This is a genomic window from Blastococcus sp. SYSU D00813, assembly GCF_054050735.1.
Genome location: NZ_JBJGZX010000010.1, coordinates 76,033 through 92,116, shown reverse-complemented (window position 1 = coordinate 92,116; position 16,084 = coordinate 76,033). Strand labels below are relative to the sequence as shown.

At 75.1% G+C, this 16,084-nt stretch carries 18 protein-coding genes; 13 read left to right on the top strand and 5 right to left on the bottom strand.

What is annotated here, in order from left to right; genetic code table 11:
• The first annotated feature begins 15 nt into the window (after nt 1–15).
• The 6 genes from ACI8AX_RS09455 to ACI8AX_RS09430 all read left to right on the top strand — a co-directional run bounded on the left by ACI8AX_RS09455 (nt 16) and on the right by ACI8AX_RS09430 (nt 5,024).
• Nucleotides 16–483, top strand: a complete 468-nt coding sequence (locus tag ACI8AX_RS09455) for a VOC family protein (RefSeq protein WP_456549548.1) — start codon at nt 16–18, stop codon at nt 481–483.
• 165 nt (nt 484–648) lie between these two features.
• Entirely contained in the window at nt 649–1,527 is an 879-nt protein-coding gene (locus ACI8AX_RS09450) for an aldo/keto reductase (protein ID WP_456549547.1), read from the top strand.
• Nucleotides 1,528–1,666: 139 nt separating this feature from the next.
• On the top strand, nt 1,667–2,584 hold the full coding sequence (locus ACI8AX_RS09445; protein WP_456549546.1) for a fumarylacetoacetate hydrolase family protein: 918 nt from the start codon (nt 1,667–1,669) through the stop codon (nt 2,582–2,584).
• Between the two features lie 34 nt (nt 2,585–2,618).
• Nucleotides 2,619–3,803, top strand: coding sequence for a hypothetical protein (locus ACI8AX_RS09440; protein WP_456549545.1), 1,185 nt, complete (start codon nt 2,619–2,621; stop codon nt 3,801–3,803).
• A gap of 28 nt (nt 3,804–3,831) precedes the next feature.
• Complete coding sequence (locus tag ACI8AX_RS09435; protein WP_456549544.1) at nt 3,832–4,620, top strand: aldolase/citrate lyase family protein; 789 nt, start codon at nt 3,832–3,834, stop codon at nt 4,618–4,620.
• A complete protein-coding gene (locus tag ACI8AX_RS09430; RefSeq protein WP_456549543.1) occupies nt 4,617–5,024 on the top strand; it encodes an AraC family ligand binding domain-containing protein in 408 nt (135 codons plus the stop codon). The genes ACI8AX_RS09435 and ACI8AX_RS09430 overlap by 4 nt, the downstream gene beginning before the upstream one ends.
• A gap of 60 nt (nt 5,025–5,084) precedes the next feature.
• On the opposite strand, the gene ACI8AX_RS09425 is transcribed toward ACI8AX_RS09430, so the two are convergent.
• The gene (locus tag ACI8AX_RS09425; RefSeq protein ID WP_456549542.1) at nt 5,085–5,873 is read right to left on the bottom strand and encodes an IclR family transcriptional regulator; all 789 of its coding nucleotides are present in this window, start codon (nt 5,871–5,873) and stop codon (nt 5,085–5,087) included.
• A gap of 277 nt (nt 5,874–6,150) precedes the next feature.
• Here ACI8AX_RS09425 and ACI8AX_RS09420 point away from each other — a divergent pair, with 277 nt between their 5' ends.
• From ACI8AX_RS09420 to ACI8AX_RS09405, 4 genes are read left to right on the top strand one after another with little or no spacing between them, the layout of a single operon-like run.
• Nucleotides 6,151–7,593, top strand: coding sequence for an aromatic ring-hydroxylating oxygenase subunit alpha (locus ACI8AX_RS09420; protein ID WP_456549541.1), 1,443 nt, complete (start codon nt 6,151–6,153; stop codon nt 7,591–7,593).
• A complete protein-coding gene (locus ACI8AX_RS09415; protein WP_456549540.1) occupies nt 7,590–8,105 on the top strand; it encodes an aromatic-ring-hydroxylating dioxygenase subunit beta in 516 nt (171 codons plus the stop codon). Before ACI8AX_RS09420 ends, ACI8AX_RS09415 begins: the two co-directional genes overlap by 4 nt.
• An 11-nt stretch (nt 8,106–8,116) precedes the next feature.
• On the top strand, nt 8,117–9,322 hold the full coding sequence (locus ACI8AX_RS09410; RefSeq protein WP_456549539.1) for a Dabb family protein: 1,206 nt from the start codon (nt 8,117–8,119) through the stop codon (nt 9,320–9,322).
• Between the two features lie 50 nt (nt 9,323–9,372).
• Nucleotides 9,373–10,587 (top strand): hypothetical protein, encoded by a 1,215-nt coding sequence (locus tag ACI8AX_RS09405; RefSeq protein ID WP_456549538.1) that lies wholly within the window; start codon nt 9,373–9,375, stop codon nt 10,585–10,587.
• Between the two features lie 13 nt (nt 10,588–10,600).
• Here the strand turns inward: ACI8AX_RS09405 and ACI8AX_RS09400 are convergent, their stop codons facing one another.
• The 4 genes from ACI8AX_RS09400 to ACI8AX_RS09385 all read right to left on the bottom strand — a co-directional run bounded on the left by ACI8AX_RS09400 (nt 10,601) and on the right by ACI8AX_RS09385 (nt 13,785).
• On the bottom strand, nt 10,601–11,530 hold the full coding sequence (locus ACI8AX_RS09400) for a ribokinase (protein ID WP_456549537.1): 930 nt from the start codon (nt 11,528–11,530) through the stop codon (nt 10,601–10,603).
• Between the two features lie 98 nt (nt 11,531–11,628).
• The gene (locus ACI8AX_RS09395) at nt 11,629–12,708 is read right to left on the bottom strand and encodes a TauD/TfdA family dioxygenase (protein WP_456549536.1); all 1,080 of its coding nucleotides are present in this window, start codon (nt 12,706–12,708) and stop codon (nt 11,629–11,631) included.
• Between the two features lie 328 nt (nt 12,709–13,036).
• Nucleotides 13,037–13,198, bottom strand: coding sequence for a hypothetical protein (locus ACI8AX_RS09390; protein WP_456549535.1), 162 nt, complete (start codon nt 13,196–13,198; stop codon nt 13,037–13,039).
• Nucleotides 13,195–13,785 carry a DUF6328 family protein gene (locus ACI8AX_RS09385; RefSeq protein WP_456549534.1) on the bottom strand — a complete coding sequence of 197 codons (591 nt, stop codon included), beginning with the start codon at nt 13,783–13,785 and terminating at the stop codon, nt 13,195–13,197. Before ACI8AX_RS09385 ends, ACI8AX_RS09390 begins: the two co-directional genes overlap by 4 nt.
• A gap of 87 nt (nt 13,786–13,872) precedes the next feature.
• Here ACI8AX_RS09385 and ACI8AX_RS09380 point away from each other — a divergent pair, with 87 nt between their 5' ends.
• The 3 genes from ACI8AX_RS09380 to ACI8AX_RS09370 are packed head-to-tail and all read left to right on the top strand — an operon-like array spanning nt 13,873 to nt 16,076.
• Nucleotides 13,873–14,214, top strand: coding sequence for a DUF3140 domain-containing protein (locus ACI8AX_RS09380; RefSeq protein WP_456549533.1), 342 nt, complete (start codon nt 13,873–13,875; stop codon nt 14,212–14,214).
• A gap of 7 nt (nt 14,215–14,221) precedes the next feature.
• Nucleotides 14,222–15,007, top strand: coding sequence for a methyltransferase domain-containing protein (locus tag ACI8AX_RS09375; RefSeq protein ID WP_456549532.1), 786 nt, complete (start codon nt 14,222–14,224; stop codon nt 15,005–15,007).
• Between the two features lie 43 nt (nt 15,008–15,050).
• Nucleotides 15,051–16,076, top strand: coding sequence for a type III polyketide synthase (locus tag ACI8AX_RS09370; protein WP_456549531.1), 1,026 nt, complete (start codon nt 15,051–15,053; stop codon nt 16,074–16,076).
• The last annotated feature ends 8 nt before the right edge of the window (nt 16,077–16,084 follow it).

The following is a 16,084-nucleotide window of genomic DNA, read 5'->3' as shown; positions in this document are numbered from 1 at the left end:
AGAGGAGAGAGAGCCATGCCCACCCTGACCGAGGCCCGCTGGACGCACGTCGCCATCCCGGTGCGCGACATCGACCGGTCGATCGAGTTCTACACGTCGGTGACCCCGCTGGTGCTCGTGCAGCAGAACGCCGACGAGAGCGGCCGCAGCGCCTGGCTGTCCAACCCGGGCCAGGTCGAGACGCCGTTCGTGCTCGTGCTCGGCGAGTTCGTCCCGGAGATCGGCGCCCGCTTCGGCATCGTCGACGGCAAGCCGGACCCCACCTTCTCGCCGTGGGCGCACATCGGCATCGAGCTGCCCCGCCGCGAGGACGTCGACGAGGTCGCCGCCAAGGCCCGCGAGCTGGGGCGGCTGCAGTGGGAGCCGACGCAGATGGCCGAGCACATCGGCTACATCTGCGCCGTCCTGGACCCCGACGGCAACGTCCTCGAGTTCTCCCACAACCAGAAGGTCTTCGCGACCATCCAGGAGCTCTGGGGCTGAGCCGCCGATCCGCCGACCCCGCCCGCCCCTCCCGGGCCGGCGGGGTCGCCGGCGTGCCGTCCGGAACGCGCCGGTGGGCCGTCCCGGACCCGCCCCGGCGGTTCACAGGACGGGACGGCGTCTCGTAGCGTGAGGCATCCCACGAGCAGCGAGGAGGTGGCCGGCGTGCGCACCCGCACCCTCGGTCCCCGGCAGGTCGGCGCGGTCGGCCTGGGCGCCATGCACCTGTCCAGCTCACCGCAGCGGCCGGCGCCCGACCGGGCCGCCGCCACCGTGCACGCCGCGCTCGACGCCGGCGTCACCGTGGTCGACACCGCCGACGTGTACTGCGTCGACGAGACCGAGATCGGCCACAACGAGCGCCTCGTCGCCGATGCGCTGCGGACCTGGTCCGGGGACGCCGACGACGTCCTCGTGGCCACCAAGGGCGGGCTGGTCCGCCCCTGGGACTTCCGCGCCACCCCCGAGCACCTGCACGCCGCGGCCCGGGCCAGCGCGGAGGCCCTCGGCGTCGAGGCGATCGGGCTGTACCAGCTGCACTGGCCCGACCCCTCGGTGCCGTACGAGGAGTCGGTCGGGGCGCTGGCCGAGCTGGTCGACCAGGGCGTCGTGCGCACCGTCGGCGTGAGCAACGTCGACGTCGCGAAGCTCGACACGGCCGCCGCGGTGCTCGGCGAGCGGCTGGTGAGCGTGCAGAACCCCTACTCGGTCGAGGACCGCTGGGGGGAGCCGATGCTGCGGCGCACCGAGGAGCTGGGGCTGGCGTTCCTGCCGTACACGCCGCTGGCCGGCGTGACCGGCGACGGCGCCCGCGCGCGGGCCACCCGGGCGGTGGCCGCCGAGCTCGGGGTCTCGTCGCAGCGGGTGGCGCTGGCCTGGCTGCTCGCGCACTCGCCGGCGGTCGTCGCCATCCCCGGTTCGACCCGGCCGGAGTCCATCCGCGACAGCGCGGCGGCCGCCGACCTGGACCTCTCCCCGGAGCAGGTGGCGCGGATCGACGACGCGCCGGCGGACCCGTCGCGCCCCACCACGTTCGCCCACTGAGGAAGGACCACCCTCCGCCCCACCCCTCGCCTCGCAGGCTCGGCGCGGGACCCTGGAGGGCGCCCTGACCGTCTCGCGAGACGAAACGTCGTCTCGTATTGCTTGACAAGACGACGTCTCGCATCGAAGGATCGCCGACATGGACCTGCTCGCGACGCCGTGGGGCCTGGCGCGCCGGGAGGGCGACGAGGTCGCCGTCCTGGACCTGCCCCACCGCGACGTCGGGGCACTGGTCGCGGACACCGGATCGCTGGCCGCGGCGGCCACGGCGGGCGTCGTCCGCCGGGTCCCCGCCGCGGCGGCGCTGACCGCCGCGCTGCCGCCGCTGCCGGCGCCCGGCACCGTCTGGGGCGTGGGGCTGAACTACCGGTCCAAGGCCCGGGTCACCGGCCGGGAGGTCCCCGCCGAGCCGATCCTCTACGTGTCGGCCGCCTCCTCGGTGGCCGGGCCCAACGGCCTGCTGCCCCACCCGACGGGGCTCACCGAGCAGCTCGACGCCGAGGCCGAGATCGCCGTCGTCGTCGGCCGCCGGCTGCACCGCGCGTCCGAGCGCGAGGCCTGGGCCGCGGTGGCCGGGGTGACGGCGGGCAACGACCTCACGGCGCGCGACGTCATGAAGGCCACCGGCACCCCCGCGCTGGCCAAGAGCTTCCCCGGCTGCACGCCGCTGGGCGCCTCGGTGCTCGACGCCCGGACGCTCGCCGACGGCGCGGCCCTGCGCGTGCGCGGGTCGGTCAACGGCGTGGTGCACCAGGACGACACCAGCGCCGACATGATCTGGTCGATCCCCGAGCTGCTCGCCCGGATCTCCTGGTACGCCGCGCTCGAGCCCGGCGACGTGTTCCTCAGCGGCACGCCCGCGGGCACCGGACAGGACCGCGGCTGCTTCCTGGTCCCCGGTGACGTCGTCACCGTCGAGGTCGACGGCGTCGCGCCGCTGACCACCACCGTCTCGCCCGCCGCCGCGCCGTCGAAGGACCCCGCTGCCCCCCGCCACCCGCCCGCTCGCGGCGGGCCCCTGCAGCGGGGCCGACGCGAGCAGTACGCGCCCAACTGACCCCTGCCGTCCCCGATCCCACGGAGCCCATCGCATGTCCGCACCCGCCGACACCCGCACGGACGCTGCGAGCGCCGTCCACGACCTGGTCCTGACCGGCGGGCGGGTCCTCGACCCGGCCAACGGCCTCGACGGCCGCTACGACGTCGCGGTCACCGACGGCCGGATCAGCGCGGTCGCCCCGTCGATCGACGGCCCGGCGACCGAGCGCGTCGACTGCACCGGCCGGCTCGTGCTGCCCGGCCTGGTGGAGGGCCACACCCACATCTTCGAGCACGTGTCGAAGGTGGGCGCCAACCCCGTCGAGGCGCACCTGCGCCGCGGCGTGGTCGCCGCAGCCGACGCGGGCACCGCGGGCGCCTCCACGTTCGACGCCTTCAAGAAGCTGGTCGTCGAGCCCAGCGGCATGCGCATCCTGAGCTTCCTCAACGTCTCGGTGCTCGGCCTCATCGACTTCCGCTTCGGCGAGCTGCTCAACCCCGACACCCTCGTGCCCGAGGACGCGCTGCGGGTCGCGGCCGAGAACCCGGAGATCGTCCGCGGGTTCAAGATCCGGCTGTCGACCGACGTCGTCCCGGCCGAGCAGTGGCGGCCGCTGCTGGAGAAGTCGCTCGCCATCGGCGAGCAGGCCGGCCTGCCGCTGATGGTGCACATCGGTGAGACCCCGGAGCCGCTGGCCGAGGTGCTGCCCTTCCTGCGGCCGGGCGACATCGTGGCCCACTGCTACACGGGCAAGGAGTACAACATCCTCGAGGGGGGCAAGGTGCAGCCGGCCGTGGCCGAGGCCCGGGCCCGGGGCGTGCTCTTCGACTCCGCGCACGGCAAGAGCAACCTCAGCTTCGACGTCGCCCGCCCGGCGATCGCCGAGGGCTTCCTCCCCGACATCGCCTCCTCCGACACCAGCGGCCGCAACTGGCGCGGCCCGGTCTTCGACCTGCTCACCAGCCTGTCGAAGCTGGTCGCGCTGGGCGCGCCGCTGCCGGAGATCGTCAAGCGGGCCACCATCGACCCCGCCCGGCTCCTGGGCATCGCCGACGAGGGCTACGGTGCCCTGACGGTGGGCAACCCGGCGCACGTCACGGTGGTCGAGGAGGTCAGCGACCAGGTGCTGCCCGACGCCGCCGGCAACTCGATCGTGGCGCCCCGCTACGAGCCCGTGACCGTGCTGCACGCCGGCGCCCCGGTGGAGCTCGTGCCGTGGCGCGGGCTCGGCGCCTGAGGTAGCACCGACCGACGGGAGACCTCCGGTGACCGACGTCCATCGCGCCAGAGCGGGGCTGCGCGCCGCCCTGGCCTCCGGCGAGCGGCTCACCGGGGTCTTCGTCAAGCTGCCCTGCCCCGACGTCCTGGAGCTGGCCGCCTCGGCCGGCTTCGACCTCGTCGTCGTCGACCTCGAGCACTCCACGCTGGGTGACAAGGAGGCGCTGGACCTCCTGCGCTACGCCGACGCGCTGGGCCTGCCCGCCCTGGTGCGGCTTCCCCGGGTGGACCCGCCGCTGGTCAACCGGGTCCTCGAGGCCGGTGCGGTGGGCGTGCAGCTGTCGATGCTGACGTCGGTGGCCCAGCGCGAGGAGTTGCAGGCGGCGGTGGCCTACGGGCCCGTCGGCCGGCGCTCGGTCAGCCTGGCGCACACCGGCGCCGGCTACGGCTCGGTCGGCCTGGCCGACTACCTGGCCGCCGAATGGGCCGACCCGCCGCTGGTGGTCGGGCAGATCGAGTCCCGGACCACCGACCCGCTCGAGCAGGTCGTCGCCGGCCTGGACGTGGCCTTCGTCGGCACCACCGACCTCACCGTCTCGCTGGGGCTCGACCCCGCCGACACGGCCGGCATCCGCGCCGAGGTCGACGCCGTGGCCGCCGCCGCGCTGGCCGCCGGGGTGGCCTTCGGCGGCTGGGCCCCGCGCCCGGACGCCGCCGAGGGCCTGGGCCTGGGCCCGGCCGGCTACCTCGTCGTCGGCTCCGACCTGCAGTTCCTGGGCGCCGCGCTGCGCGCCGCCGCCCCGTCCCCCGAGCAGTCCCCTCCGGAGGCCCGATGAGCACCGATCCGACCCCGTCGCGCAACGCCGCCCTCTACGGGCGGGTGGTGAACTGGGACGACATCCCCGAGGAGACCGTGCGCCCGGGCGTGCGGCGCCGGGTCTACAGCACCGACGAGATCATGATCGCCTGGCACAGCCTGGACGTCGGCATGGCGCTGAACCCCCACTCGCACGCCGACTTCGACCAGCTCGTGTTCATCGCCGAGGGTGTGTGCGACTACCACGTGGCCGGCACCCCGCACCGCATGCGGGCCGGCTCGTTCCTGCTCGTCCCGGCCGGCGCGGAGCACTTCGTGGAGCCGCTCGAGGGGCCCTGCGTCAACATCGACTACTTCGTGCCGCCGCGGGCCGACTTCGCCTCCGCGCTGGCCTGGCTGACCGCCGCCCCGGCCGGCGCCTGACGGCCCCGCTGCAGGGGCCCGCCGCGGGCTCGCGAGCGGTGGGGGCGGTGGGGTCCTCCCTCAGCCGACGGGGGCCGCGGGCTCCTCGGTCCCCAGGTGGGCCGAGATCTCCTTGGCCGTCTGCACCAGCGCGGCGGCCATCGGGCTGTGCACGTCGGGGTCGATCGACGCCGTCGTCCCGACGAGGGCGACCGCCCCGACCAGCGCCGGGCCCTGGAACACCGGCGCGGCCAGGGTCCGCACCCCGTTGACCGCCGGCACGTTCACCGAGACGCCCGCCGCCCGCACGGCCTCGATCTCGGCCCTGAGCTCCGGGTCGCGCTTGAGCGCGCGCGGCAGGCCGGCGACCTCCTCGGGCCGCAGCCAGGCGCAGAACACCCGGCCCTGGGCCGACTGCACCGGGTCCAGCCGGGAGCCGACGCGGACGCTGATCCGGATGACGCGGTCGGTGTTGTCGATGGACCGGACGACGATCGGCGACTCGCCGTCCCACACGGAGAGGACGACGGTCTCGTCGACCTGGTGCAGCAGCCGCTCCATGAACGGCTCGGCGGCGCTGACGATCGGCAGGCCGGCCCGGGCCGCGGCGCCCAGCGTGAGCACCTGGGGCCCGAGCGAGAACAGCGCCGTCCGCTCGTCGTAGCGCAGCAGCTTGGCCGCCCGCAGCGCCTTGGTGTAGCGGTGCGCCGTCGCCTTGCTGGCGCCCAGGCGCTGGGTGATCTCGTTGAGGCTGAGGTAGGGCTTGGCGGGCGTGAACGCGTCGAGGATCAGCGCGGCCCGCTGCACCGTCTGGATGGTCGGCGCGGCGCCGTCGCCGTCACGTGCCGGGCGGCTGGCAGGCTCGGACACGGGCGGGCTCCTCGCGGGGTGTGGGGCGGCCGGGGACGATCTGCTGTCTCCCGACGTGAGACAGCATCCTGACTGCCGAGACGCCGAACGGTCAACGAGGCGCAGGGTCCCGGAACCGGCCGCCGGTCCGCCCGGCCGGGGCCGGCCAGTTGTTGACATCCCCCAGCACACGGCACATGCTCAGTACCGCGATGCGAGACAGCATCTCGCATGTGTTTCACCAGAGTTACCCACCGGTCGTGCCGCCTCCGCTCCGGCGAGGCAGACGGGAGCCCCTGTGACGTCGCCGAGTCCCCACCCCGCGTCCGACGCCGCGGCGCCGCTGGTCGTGCAGGACTGGGACCGCCTCGCCTTCCGCGTGCACCGCCGCGCGTACCGCGACGACGCCCTGTTCGCCGCCGAGCGCGCGAACATCTGGGAGCGGACCTGGCTCTACCTCGGTCACGAGACCGAGCTGCCGAACCCGAACGACTTCACGGTGCGCACGCTGGGTGGCCGGCCGCTGATCTTCACCCGTGACTCGACGGGCGAGCTGCACGCCTTCCTCAACAGCTGCCCGCACCGCGGGACGGTGCTGTGCCGGGAGACGCAGGGCTCCAGCAAGCACTTCAACTGCTTCTACCACGCGTGGGCGTTCCACAACACGGGCGAGGTGGCCGCCATCCCGGACCCGTCGGCCTACGCCGACGAGGAGTACAAGGCCAGCATGCGGCTGCGCGAGGTCGCGAGGCTGGAGGTCTTCGAGGGCTTCGTCTTCGTCTCCTTCACCGACGACGTCCCGCCGCTGGAGCAGCACCTCGGCCCCGCCGCCGACTACATCCGGATGATCGGCGAGCAGCACGTCGCCGGCATGGAGGTGCTGCCCGGCACCCAGCTCTACGGCGTCCGCGGCAACTGGAAGCTCGCCGTCGAGAACGCGATGGACGGCTACCACTTCTCCCCGACCCACAACACGTTCGTGGGCTACCTGCGGGAGAGCGGCTTCGCCGTCGACGACGACGACCAGTACGCCTACAACCTCGGCAACGGCCACTCGCTGCTGATCCTCACCGGGCACGGCGGCCGGATCAGCATGCTGTGGGAGCCCCGCTTCGGCGAGGACGAGCGCGTCCGCACCGCCGAGCACCGGCGCGAGATGGAGCTGCGCCTGGGCTCGGAGCGGGCGCACCTGGTGGCCGACGAGAGCCACATCCTGTTCGTCTTCCCGAACCTGCTGCTGTTCGACCTCGAGGGCCTGTCCATCCGCCAGCTGGAGCCGGTCGCGCCGGGCCACACCGACGTCCGCGCCTGGCAGCTGGCCCCGCGCGGGGAGGACCCGGCCGTCCGCGACCTGCGGATGCGGACCATGGTCAGCTTCGTCGGCCCCGGCGGCCTGGCCACGCCCGACGACATCGAGGCCTACGAGGCCGTGCAGCGCGGCATCGAGGCCACGGCCGGCGACCCGCGGGCCGACCTCGACTACAGCGACATGTCCCGCGGCATGGCCGCCGACGTGTCCGGCGAGCGCGGCCGCTCCACCGACGAGGGCGCCATGCGCGGCTTCTGGCGGCACTGGGTGGCCGCCGTGGGTGAGGGTGGCCCGGTCGACATCGGCACGCCCCCGCCGCCGCACCCCGAGCCCACCCCGCTGCCCAGCAAGCGCCCGCACGGCCTGGACGAGGTCCTCGCCGGCCTGGAGACCGGTGCCCCGGCCGCCGCCGAGGAGGTGGCGGCCCGATGACCGCGCTGGACACCGCGCCGGCCGGCTCCACCCGCACCGTGGCCCGGGCGGAGGTCGAGGACTTCCTCTTCGCCGAGGCCGACCTGCTCGACCGCCAGCGCTACGACGACTGGCTGGCCCTGTTCGTCGAGGGCGGCCGCTTCGAGATCCCGACCACCGACGCCGGCGACACCCCGGCCAGCCAGGGCGGCTACTTCGTCTGCGACGACTGGGACCTGCTCCGCGCCCGCGTGAAGCGGCTGAAGAGCCGCAAGGCGCACGCGGAGAACCCCGCCTCGCTCACCCACCGCGTGATCGCCAACGTGCGGCTCGGCGAGCGCACCGGCGACGAGCTCGCGGTGGCCGCCAACTTCATCGTGCACCGCGCCCGCGACGGCCACACGAACGTCTTCCACGGCCGCTACGCCCACCGGCTGCAGGTGACCGAGGACGGGCTGCGCTTCCGGCTCCGCCGCTCGGTGCTGGCCCTGGAGCGGCTCGAGGCCGGCGCCCGGCTCTCCTTCATCCTCTAGGGAGGACGGCGATGATCCGGCACACCGTGGCCTTCCGGTTCTCCGACGGCGTCGACCAGGCGACGATCGACGCCCTCCTGGCCGAGCTGGAGACCTTCCCGGCGCACTACCCGGCGATGCAGCGCTGGTCGTCGGGCACGAATCGCAGCACCCGCGACGACCGCTTCACCCACGCGTTCTCCGTGGAGTTCGACACCGAGGCCGAGCTCGCCGCCTACCTGTCCAGCGAGCGGCACGAGCGCTTCGTCACCGAGGTCTTCCGCCCGGTGGTCGCCGAGCGGGCCATCGTCAGCTACGAGTACACGCCCAGCGCAGGAGACCCGATGCCGCACCCCGCTCGTCCGCACGGCCCGTTCGGGATGGAGTACGCCCGCATCGAGGTGCCCGACCTCGACGAGACGATCGACTTCCTCGAGTACCACGTCGGCCTCCAGGTCGAGGAGCGGACGGCGGAGCGCGCCTACCTGCGCACCGACATCGAGCACCACTGCATCGAGCTCATCGCCGCCCCGCACCGGGAGATCGGGCACACCGTGGCGGTCGGCTACAGCGTCGAGTCCTCCGAGGTGCTCGAGCAGATCCAGAAGCGGGTGCTCGACGCCGGTCTCGAGGTGTTCGAGCTCGAGGAGCGCCAGCAGGCCCTGTGCGACGAGGGGTTCGCCGTCCGCGACCCCGACGGCATGGTCGTGGAGCTGTTCACCGAGTACCAGGAGTACGCCGAGGCCCCGCACGTGGAGCTGCGGCCGGTCGACCTGGTGCACCCCTTCCTGATCACCGAGAGATTCGACGAGATGGTCGGCTTCTACCAGGGCGTGCTCGGGTTCATCCCCAGCGACCACGTCGTCGGCTCGACGACGTTCTTCCGCTGCGAGGACCGCTACCACCACAGCCTGGCGATCTCCCGCAGCCGCGGGGAGGGGTCGTTCGTCGGCCACCTGTGCTTCGCGATGAAGAGCCTCGACCACGTCATGCGGATGCGGGCCCGGGCGCTGTACAAGGGCCGGCCGATCGTCTCCGACATGGTCAACCACTCGGCGTCGACCTCGATCGCCTTCTACATGCACGACCCGCGCTTCGGGCCGCGCTACGAGCTGTGCGACTCCCACCGCGTGTTCACGCCCGAGGAGCACGAGACGCACCGCGCCCGGAAGATGCCGGCCGACCCGCGCAACATCGACGTCTGGCGGCCGGCCAGCGACGACTGGGGCCGTTTCTGAGCCTCCCCGCTGACGAGGGCCGCGGGGAGCTCCTCCCCGCGGCCCTCGGCGTGCTGTCGGCCACCCCGGCGCCGCACGGGGCCGAGCGGCCGGCCGCCGAGGCGCTGGCCGCCTGGGGACGCGTCGCGCTGCCGGGGGTGGACTGGTCCGTCACGCCGGTCGGCGCGGCCGGGGCGAACGTCGTCGTCACGCTGCCCGGCGACGGGCCGCCGGCCCTGCTGCTCGCCTCCCACCTCGACACCTCGCTGTCCGGGCTGCCCGCCGAGGACGCCCCGGTGAGCGGCCGCGCCGACGACCCCGGCCCGCTGCGGGTGGACGGCGACGAGGTGAGCGGGCCCGGCCTGGGCGTCGCCCGGGGGCCCGCCGCCGCGGCGCTGACCGGTTTGGCGCTGGCCGCCGGCCGGCTGGCGGGGCGTCCGCACCGCACGCTCCAGCTGCTGCTGGCCGGTTCCGGCACCCACCGCAGCGCGCTGCCGGCCGCCGTCCCGCCGGGCTCCGTGCGGCCCTCCTCCAGCGCGGGCGCCGCGGCGTACCTGGCCGCCTCCCCGCGCCCGGACGCCGTCCTGGTGGCCAAGGGCGGCCCCCCGGCGGTGCTGCGCGCCGAGCCCGGCGCCGGCTACTTGCGGCTGACGGTCACCGGCCGGATGGGCGCCGCGCTGGCGCCGGCCTCGGCCGACCCGGTCGGCGGGGTGCTCGTGCACGCGGGCACCGTGCTCGAGGCGGTCGGGCGGTGGCGGGTGGCCTTCCGGGACGCCCGCCGCGGCCGCGCCGACTCGCTCGGCGGTGAGCTCGGCCTGGGCGCGCTGACCGGCGGCCGGCCCGACAAGCCCGACCTCCTGCCCGCCGCGCTGGACCTGCGGCTCTACGTGGTCACCGTGCCCGGCGACGACCTGCCCGCCCTGGGGGAGGACCTGGCCGCGGCGGTGCGCGCCGGGCTGGCGCGGACGCCGCTGGCCGGGTGCACCGTGGCCGTCGAGGCCGAGCCGCTGCACCCGGCGGGCGTGACGGCGGCCGACGCGCCGGTCGTGCGGGCCACGGAGGCCGCCTGGGCGCGGCACCGGCCGCAGCCGCCCGTCGAGGTGCGGGACTGGACGGGGTCGACCGACGGCGTCGTCTTCCGGGCCGCCGGCATCGACACCGCCCGAACGGGCCCCGCGTCGTCCCCGGACCCGGCCGACCCGCGCCGGGACCGGCTGTCCCTCGCCGAGCTGCGCTCCTTCGCCGGCCTCTACGCCGACGTCGCCGTCGGCCTCGCGGCTCCCTGACCGAGGGACCGGGTCAGAGGAGCTGGGCGGCGGGGGTCTTCTCCAGGGCCTTCTGCACGTCGCGGTTGGCGGGCAGCGCGCCGCGCGCGCCGGGGCCGGTGGTCGACAGCGCCGCCGCGGTCGCCGCGTAGCGCACCGCCTCGGGCAGCTCCTGCCCCCGCGCGAGCGCCTGGCACAGCGCCCCGCAGAAGCAGTCGCCGGCGCCCGTGGTGTCGACCGGGGTCACCGGCGGCGGGGCCTGCAGCTGCGCCGGGCCCCCACCGGCGGGGACGACGACGGCCCCGCGCGCGCCGAGCGTGACCACGACCGACGTCCGCGGGCCGACCAGGCCGCGGGCCAGCTCGGCCACCTGAGCCGGCGAACGCTCGTCGTCGGGGACGCCGGCCAGCGCGGCCAGCTCGTGCTCGTTGGGCACCAGGACGTCGACCCGCTCCAGCAGCTCCGCCGGCAGCGGCGCGGGCGGCGCGGGGTTGAGCACCACGGTGCCGCCGGCGGCGCGCGCGGCGGCGGTGACGGTCTCCATCGGCACCTCGAACTGCAGGAGCAGCACGTCGGCCCGGTGCACGGAGGAGACGTCGACGTCCTCGGGGGCCAGCGCCGCGTTGGCGCCGGGCACCACGACGATGAGGTTCTCGCCGCTGCCGCTCTCCACCGGGATCGTGGCCGTGCCGGTCGGCACCCCGGGCGTGCGGTGCACGCGGCTGACGTTCACCCGGCACTCGGCCAGCGCGGCCTGCATGCGGGCCCCGGCGGGGTCGTCGCCGACCCGCCCGACCATGTGGACGCCGGGCCCGAGCCGGCCGGCGGCGGCGGCCTGGTTGGCGCCCTTGCCGCCCGCGGCGGTGGCGGGTGAGCCGCCGATGACGGTCTCCCCGCGGCCGGGGAGCCGCTCGACGGGGATGAGCACGTCCTCGTTGAGGCTGCCGACGACGGTGACGGACAACGGACCTCCTGGTCTCGGGGGGCGACGGGCAGCGGACAGCGGACGGCGGCGGGGCCCCGAGGGCGCCCGCCGCCGCCACGTCTCAGGGGGTCAGGGGATCACAGGCCCCAGGTCATGTCGGGGACGGCGGCACTCGCGATGTGCGAGATGCGCTCGACGTCCTCCTTCTCGCTGCGGTCGCTGTCGCGGCCCTGGACGACGGAGTTCTTGCCGAAGCCCTCGACCAGCGGGCGGCCGACGTCGCGCTTGAGCCACAGCCGCAGCAGGTGGCGCCGGCGCTCGACCTCGGGGAAGTCCTCGTAGGAGGTCCGCGAGTGCAGGGCGGCGTAGTTCAGCAGCCACTGCACGTCGCCGGGCTGGAAGTCCATGTCGATCGGCAGGCCCTCCTCCTGCGACACCTCGTCGTAGAGGGCCAGGAGCTCCCGCTGGGCGTCGGTCAGCCGCGGGACGTCGGGGAAGCGCTGCGCGGACTCGATCATCGAGCTGCCGGCGTAGCTGGAGAAGACGCCGTCGACCCAGCTGCAGATCGGGGAGGTGTAGTAGTCGGCGGGCGCGTCCTTGTCCTGCGCCTTCCAGTCCCAGTACCAGGTCTCGAACAGCAGCGGCGCGAGGTCGGGACGGCGCCGCAGGATCTCGTTGTAGATCGTCGCGCCGCTGACCAGGCTGCTCGAGCCGCCGGCCTTCGCGCCGCGCAGGCACATCAGCGCCACGACGTCGGAGCTGTCGGAGTGGAACGGCAGCCGGTCGCGCACCCGGGAGGGCAGGGCGCCGTCGGCCATCGTGAGGTTCGACGTGGCGATGACGTGGTCGAGCAGGTCGCCGACCTCGTTCTGCTTCATCGGCACGCCCAGGTGCAGGCCGATGACGAAGAAGATGGCCGAGGCCAGGACGTCGCCGTACTCCTCGGTGCGCAGCCCGCGGACCAGGACGAAGCCGCGGCCGGCGTCCAGCTGCTGCGAGACCTCGGCCAGGTGCGCGGCGTTGGCCGGCAGCGGGTAGCGCTCGGCGGTGACGGTGCGCAGGTCGGGGTCGTCGGCGACGAACCGGCGGCCGACCTCCTCGAGCTCGGTGCGCTCGGCGTCGGAGAGCTGGTAGATCCACTCGGTCGACTGCGACAGGACGTCGCCCCGCCAGGCGGCGGGCCCCTCCACGGGGGAGAGCGAGACGGTGCTGGTCATGGGGTGTTCCTCCACGGGACGGGACGTGCGGGCGGTCGGCGGAGCACAGGGGATGCGCCGCGAGCCCGCGGACGTCGGACGTCGGCGGGCTCGCGAGCGGCGGCTCAGAAGGGGACCTGGACGGCCCCGGCGGCGGTGCCGGGGCGGATGCTCGGACGCAGGGTCGGGGCGGGCGTGCCGGCTGCGGTCACGGTCGGCCTCCCCGGTGTGTGTGCCTGCGCGAGCGGTGCCGCGAACGCTAGGCCACCGGCCTGTGGAGCGTCAAGAGAGACGGCGTCCCGCATCGCGAGATCGAAGCGGGACGCCGTCGGGTCGTGCGGCGGAGGTGTCAGGACGGCGTGTCGGCGCCCTCGCCGCCCGCCTCCTCCGCGCCCTCGGCCGGCTGCTCGGGGTGCGGCGTCCGGCCGCTGCCCTCCGCGGCGGGCTCCTGCGCGCCGCTCTCCGCGGGCTGGTCGGGGTGCGGCGTGCGGCCGCTGTCGGACTCGCTCATCGTGGCTCCTCCCTCGGGACGGCGTCGGCGTGGACGTCGGCGTCGGTGCCCGGGGCTGTATCCGCAGGCCGGGCCGGGAAACCGGGCCGCCGGGCCCACAGCGGCAGCGCGTACCAGGTGACCGCCCCGGTGAGCAGCACGAGCGCCCCGCCGGTCACCGCCGCGCCGCGTCCCAGCGCCACGTCGAGGACCAGCAGGGTGCCGCAGCTGATGGCGACGACCAGCATCGCCAGGCCCGCGCGCAGCATGAGGTCGCCGACCCGGATCAGGGCGCCCTTCTGCCGGCGCCGGAAGACCAGCCGGTGGAAGGAGACCGGCGCGATGAGCAGCACCGTGGCCAGCGCCGTCGTCATCAGCGTCACCGTGTAGACGGCGACGCCGAACCCGTCGAGGTCGGCGAAGCGCTGGGTGAACGCCAGCCCCAGGAGGAACGCGAAGAGCACCTGGACGCCGGTGATCGCCACCCGCAGCTCCTGGAGCAGCTCGGCCAGGTTGCGGTCGAGCAGCTGGTCGAGGCTCTCGCCCCGGGCCTCGGCGCTGCGGCGCGCCGACGCGGAGTCGAAGCGGCCGCGCGGCAGGTCCTCCACGCCGTCCACCCTGCCCGACGGGGGCGGTTGCCGGGAGCCCACGACCGGGTAGGGCGCGAGCGACCGCCACGACGAGGGAGGACCCCCATGGCCGACGACGACACCGACACCATCCGCCGCGAGTTCGGCGAGGCGGTCAACATGACCCCCGGCGAGCTGGAGCAGTGGCTGGACACCGACGAGTCGAAGTCGGTCGGGCAGAGAAGCGGCGGGTCGGGCGAGTCGACCGGGCACGAGTCGGGCCGCCGGATCGTCGAACTGCTCAGGACGAAGAAGGACGACCTGACCGACGACGACTACGCGCACATGCGCAAGGTGCACGGCTACGTGCAGCGGCACCTGGCCCAGGAGCCGAAGAAGGAGGACGTCGAGTCCTCCAAGTGGCGCTACTCGCTGATGAACTGGGGCCACGACCCGCTGAAGAGCTAGGAGCCGCATGCGGCGAGAAGACCCCCGGCGCAACGACAACGCGCAGTACGACGACCTCGCCGACCAGTGGTGGGAGCCGGCCGGCGGCTTCGCGATGCTGCACTGGCTCGCCGCCGCCCGCGCCGAGCACGTCCCGCCGGCGACCGAGCCGGGCGCCGTCCTCGTCGACCTGGCGTGCGGCGGCGGCCTCATGGCCCCGCACGCGGCGCGGCTGGGGTACCGGCACGTCGGCGTCGACCTCAACCTGGCGGCGCTGCGCACGGCGCGCGGGCACGGGGTCCACGCGGTGCGGGGGTCGGTCCTCGAGGTGCCGCTGGCCGACGCGTGCACCGACGTGGTCGTCGCCGGCGAGGTCCTCGAGCACGTCGAGGACGACGTCGCCGTCCTGGCCGAGTGCGCCCGGCTGCTGCGGCCCGGCGGCACCCTGGTGGTCGACGCGATCGCGGCCACCCGGCTGGCCGGCTGGATCGCCGTCGACCTCTTCGAGCGCATCCCCGGCGGGCCGCCGCCCGGCATCCACGACCCCGCGCTGTTCGTCGACCGGCGCCGGCTGCTCGCCGCCGCGGACCGGCTGGGGCTGGACCTGCGGCTGTGGGGCCTGCGGCCCTCGGTGCGCGACCTGGTGGCCTGGCGGCTGCGGCGGCGGCCAGGGGTGCGGATGCGCCGGATCCCGCTCACGTCGGTCCTGTTCGGCGGCGTGGCGGTGAAGCGCGCCACAGCACCGGGCGGGGGCGCGGCCCCGGACGGGCCCGTGGAGCGGCACGGATCGCCGTCCCCCCTTACCGTCGAGTGATGAGCGCCTCGCTGAGCAGCACCGACACCGGGCCGTGCCCGCGGTGAGCGCGGTCGTCACCGGGTCGGGGTCGGCGCTGCCGGCGTCCCTCGACCAGGACGCCGCCTGGGACGGCTTCTTCGCCCGGCACTACGAGGGCGTGCGGTCGGCCAGGCGCATCTTCGCCGGCGCGGGCGTGCGCACGCGGCACGCGGTGGCCAACCCGGTCGACGAGGACATCAGCGGCTGGAGCACCGGCGCGCGGATGGCGCGCTACGTCCAGGAGGCGCTGCCGCTGGGCAAGCAGGCGGTGGCCGGGGCGCTCGACAGCGCGGGGCTGGCCCCCGGGGACGTCGGGATGTTCGCCGTCGTCACCTGCACCGGCTACGCCACCCCCGGCTTGGACATCCGGCTGGCCAGCGACCTGGGCATGCCGCCGGGGCTGCAGCGCCTGCTGGTCGGCCACATGGGGTGCTACGCGGCGCTGCCGGGCCTGGCCGCCGTCGGCGACTACGTGACCGCCCGGGAGAGGCCCGCCGTCCTGCTCTGCTGCGAGCTCACCAGCCTGCACGTGCAGCCCGCGCAGCGGGACCTGCAGCAGGTGGTCGCGCACGCCCTGTTCTCCGACGCGGCGGCCGCCGTGGTCGTGCAGCCCGGCGCCCGGCGGGGGCGGCGGCTGGCCGGCGTGGTCGCCCGCACCGACAGCTCCACGGCCGACCACATGACCTGGGACGTCACGGACCTGGGCTTCCGCATGGGGCTCTCGCCCCGCGTGCCCGACGTCCTCTCCCGGCACGTCGGCGCCGTGGTCGACGAGCTGCTCGCCGGCGCGGGCCTGCGCGTCGGCGACGTCGCCGGGTGGGCCGTGCACCCCGGTGGCCCGCGCATCCTCGACGTCGTCCGCGACGAGCTCGGGCTGGCCGAGGAGCAGATGGCGGCGTCACGCAGGGTGCTGGCCGAGCACGGGAACTGCTCGTCGGCCACCGTGCTCCTGGTCCTCGACGAGCTCGCCGACGCCGACGGCCCGGTCGTCGCGATGGCCTTCGGTCCCGGCCTGACCCTCTACGCAGCACTCCTCATGCCCGTGTAGTCACCACG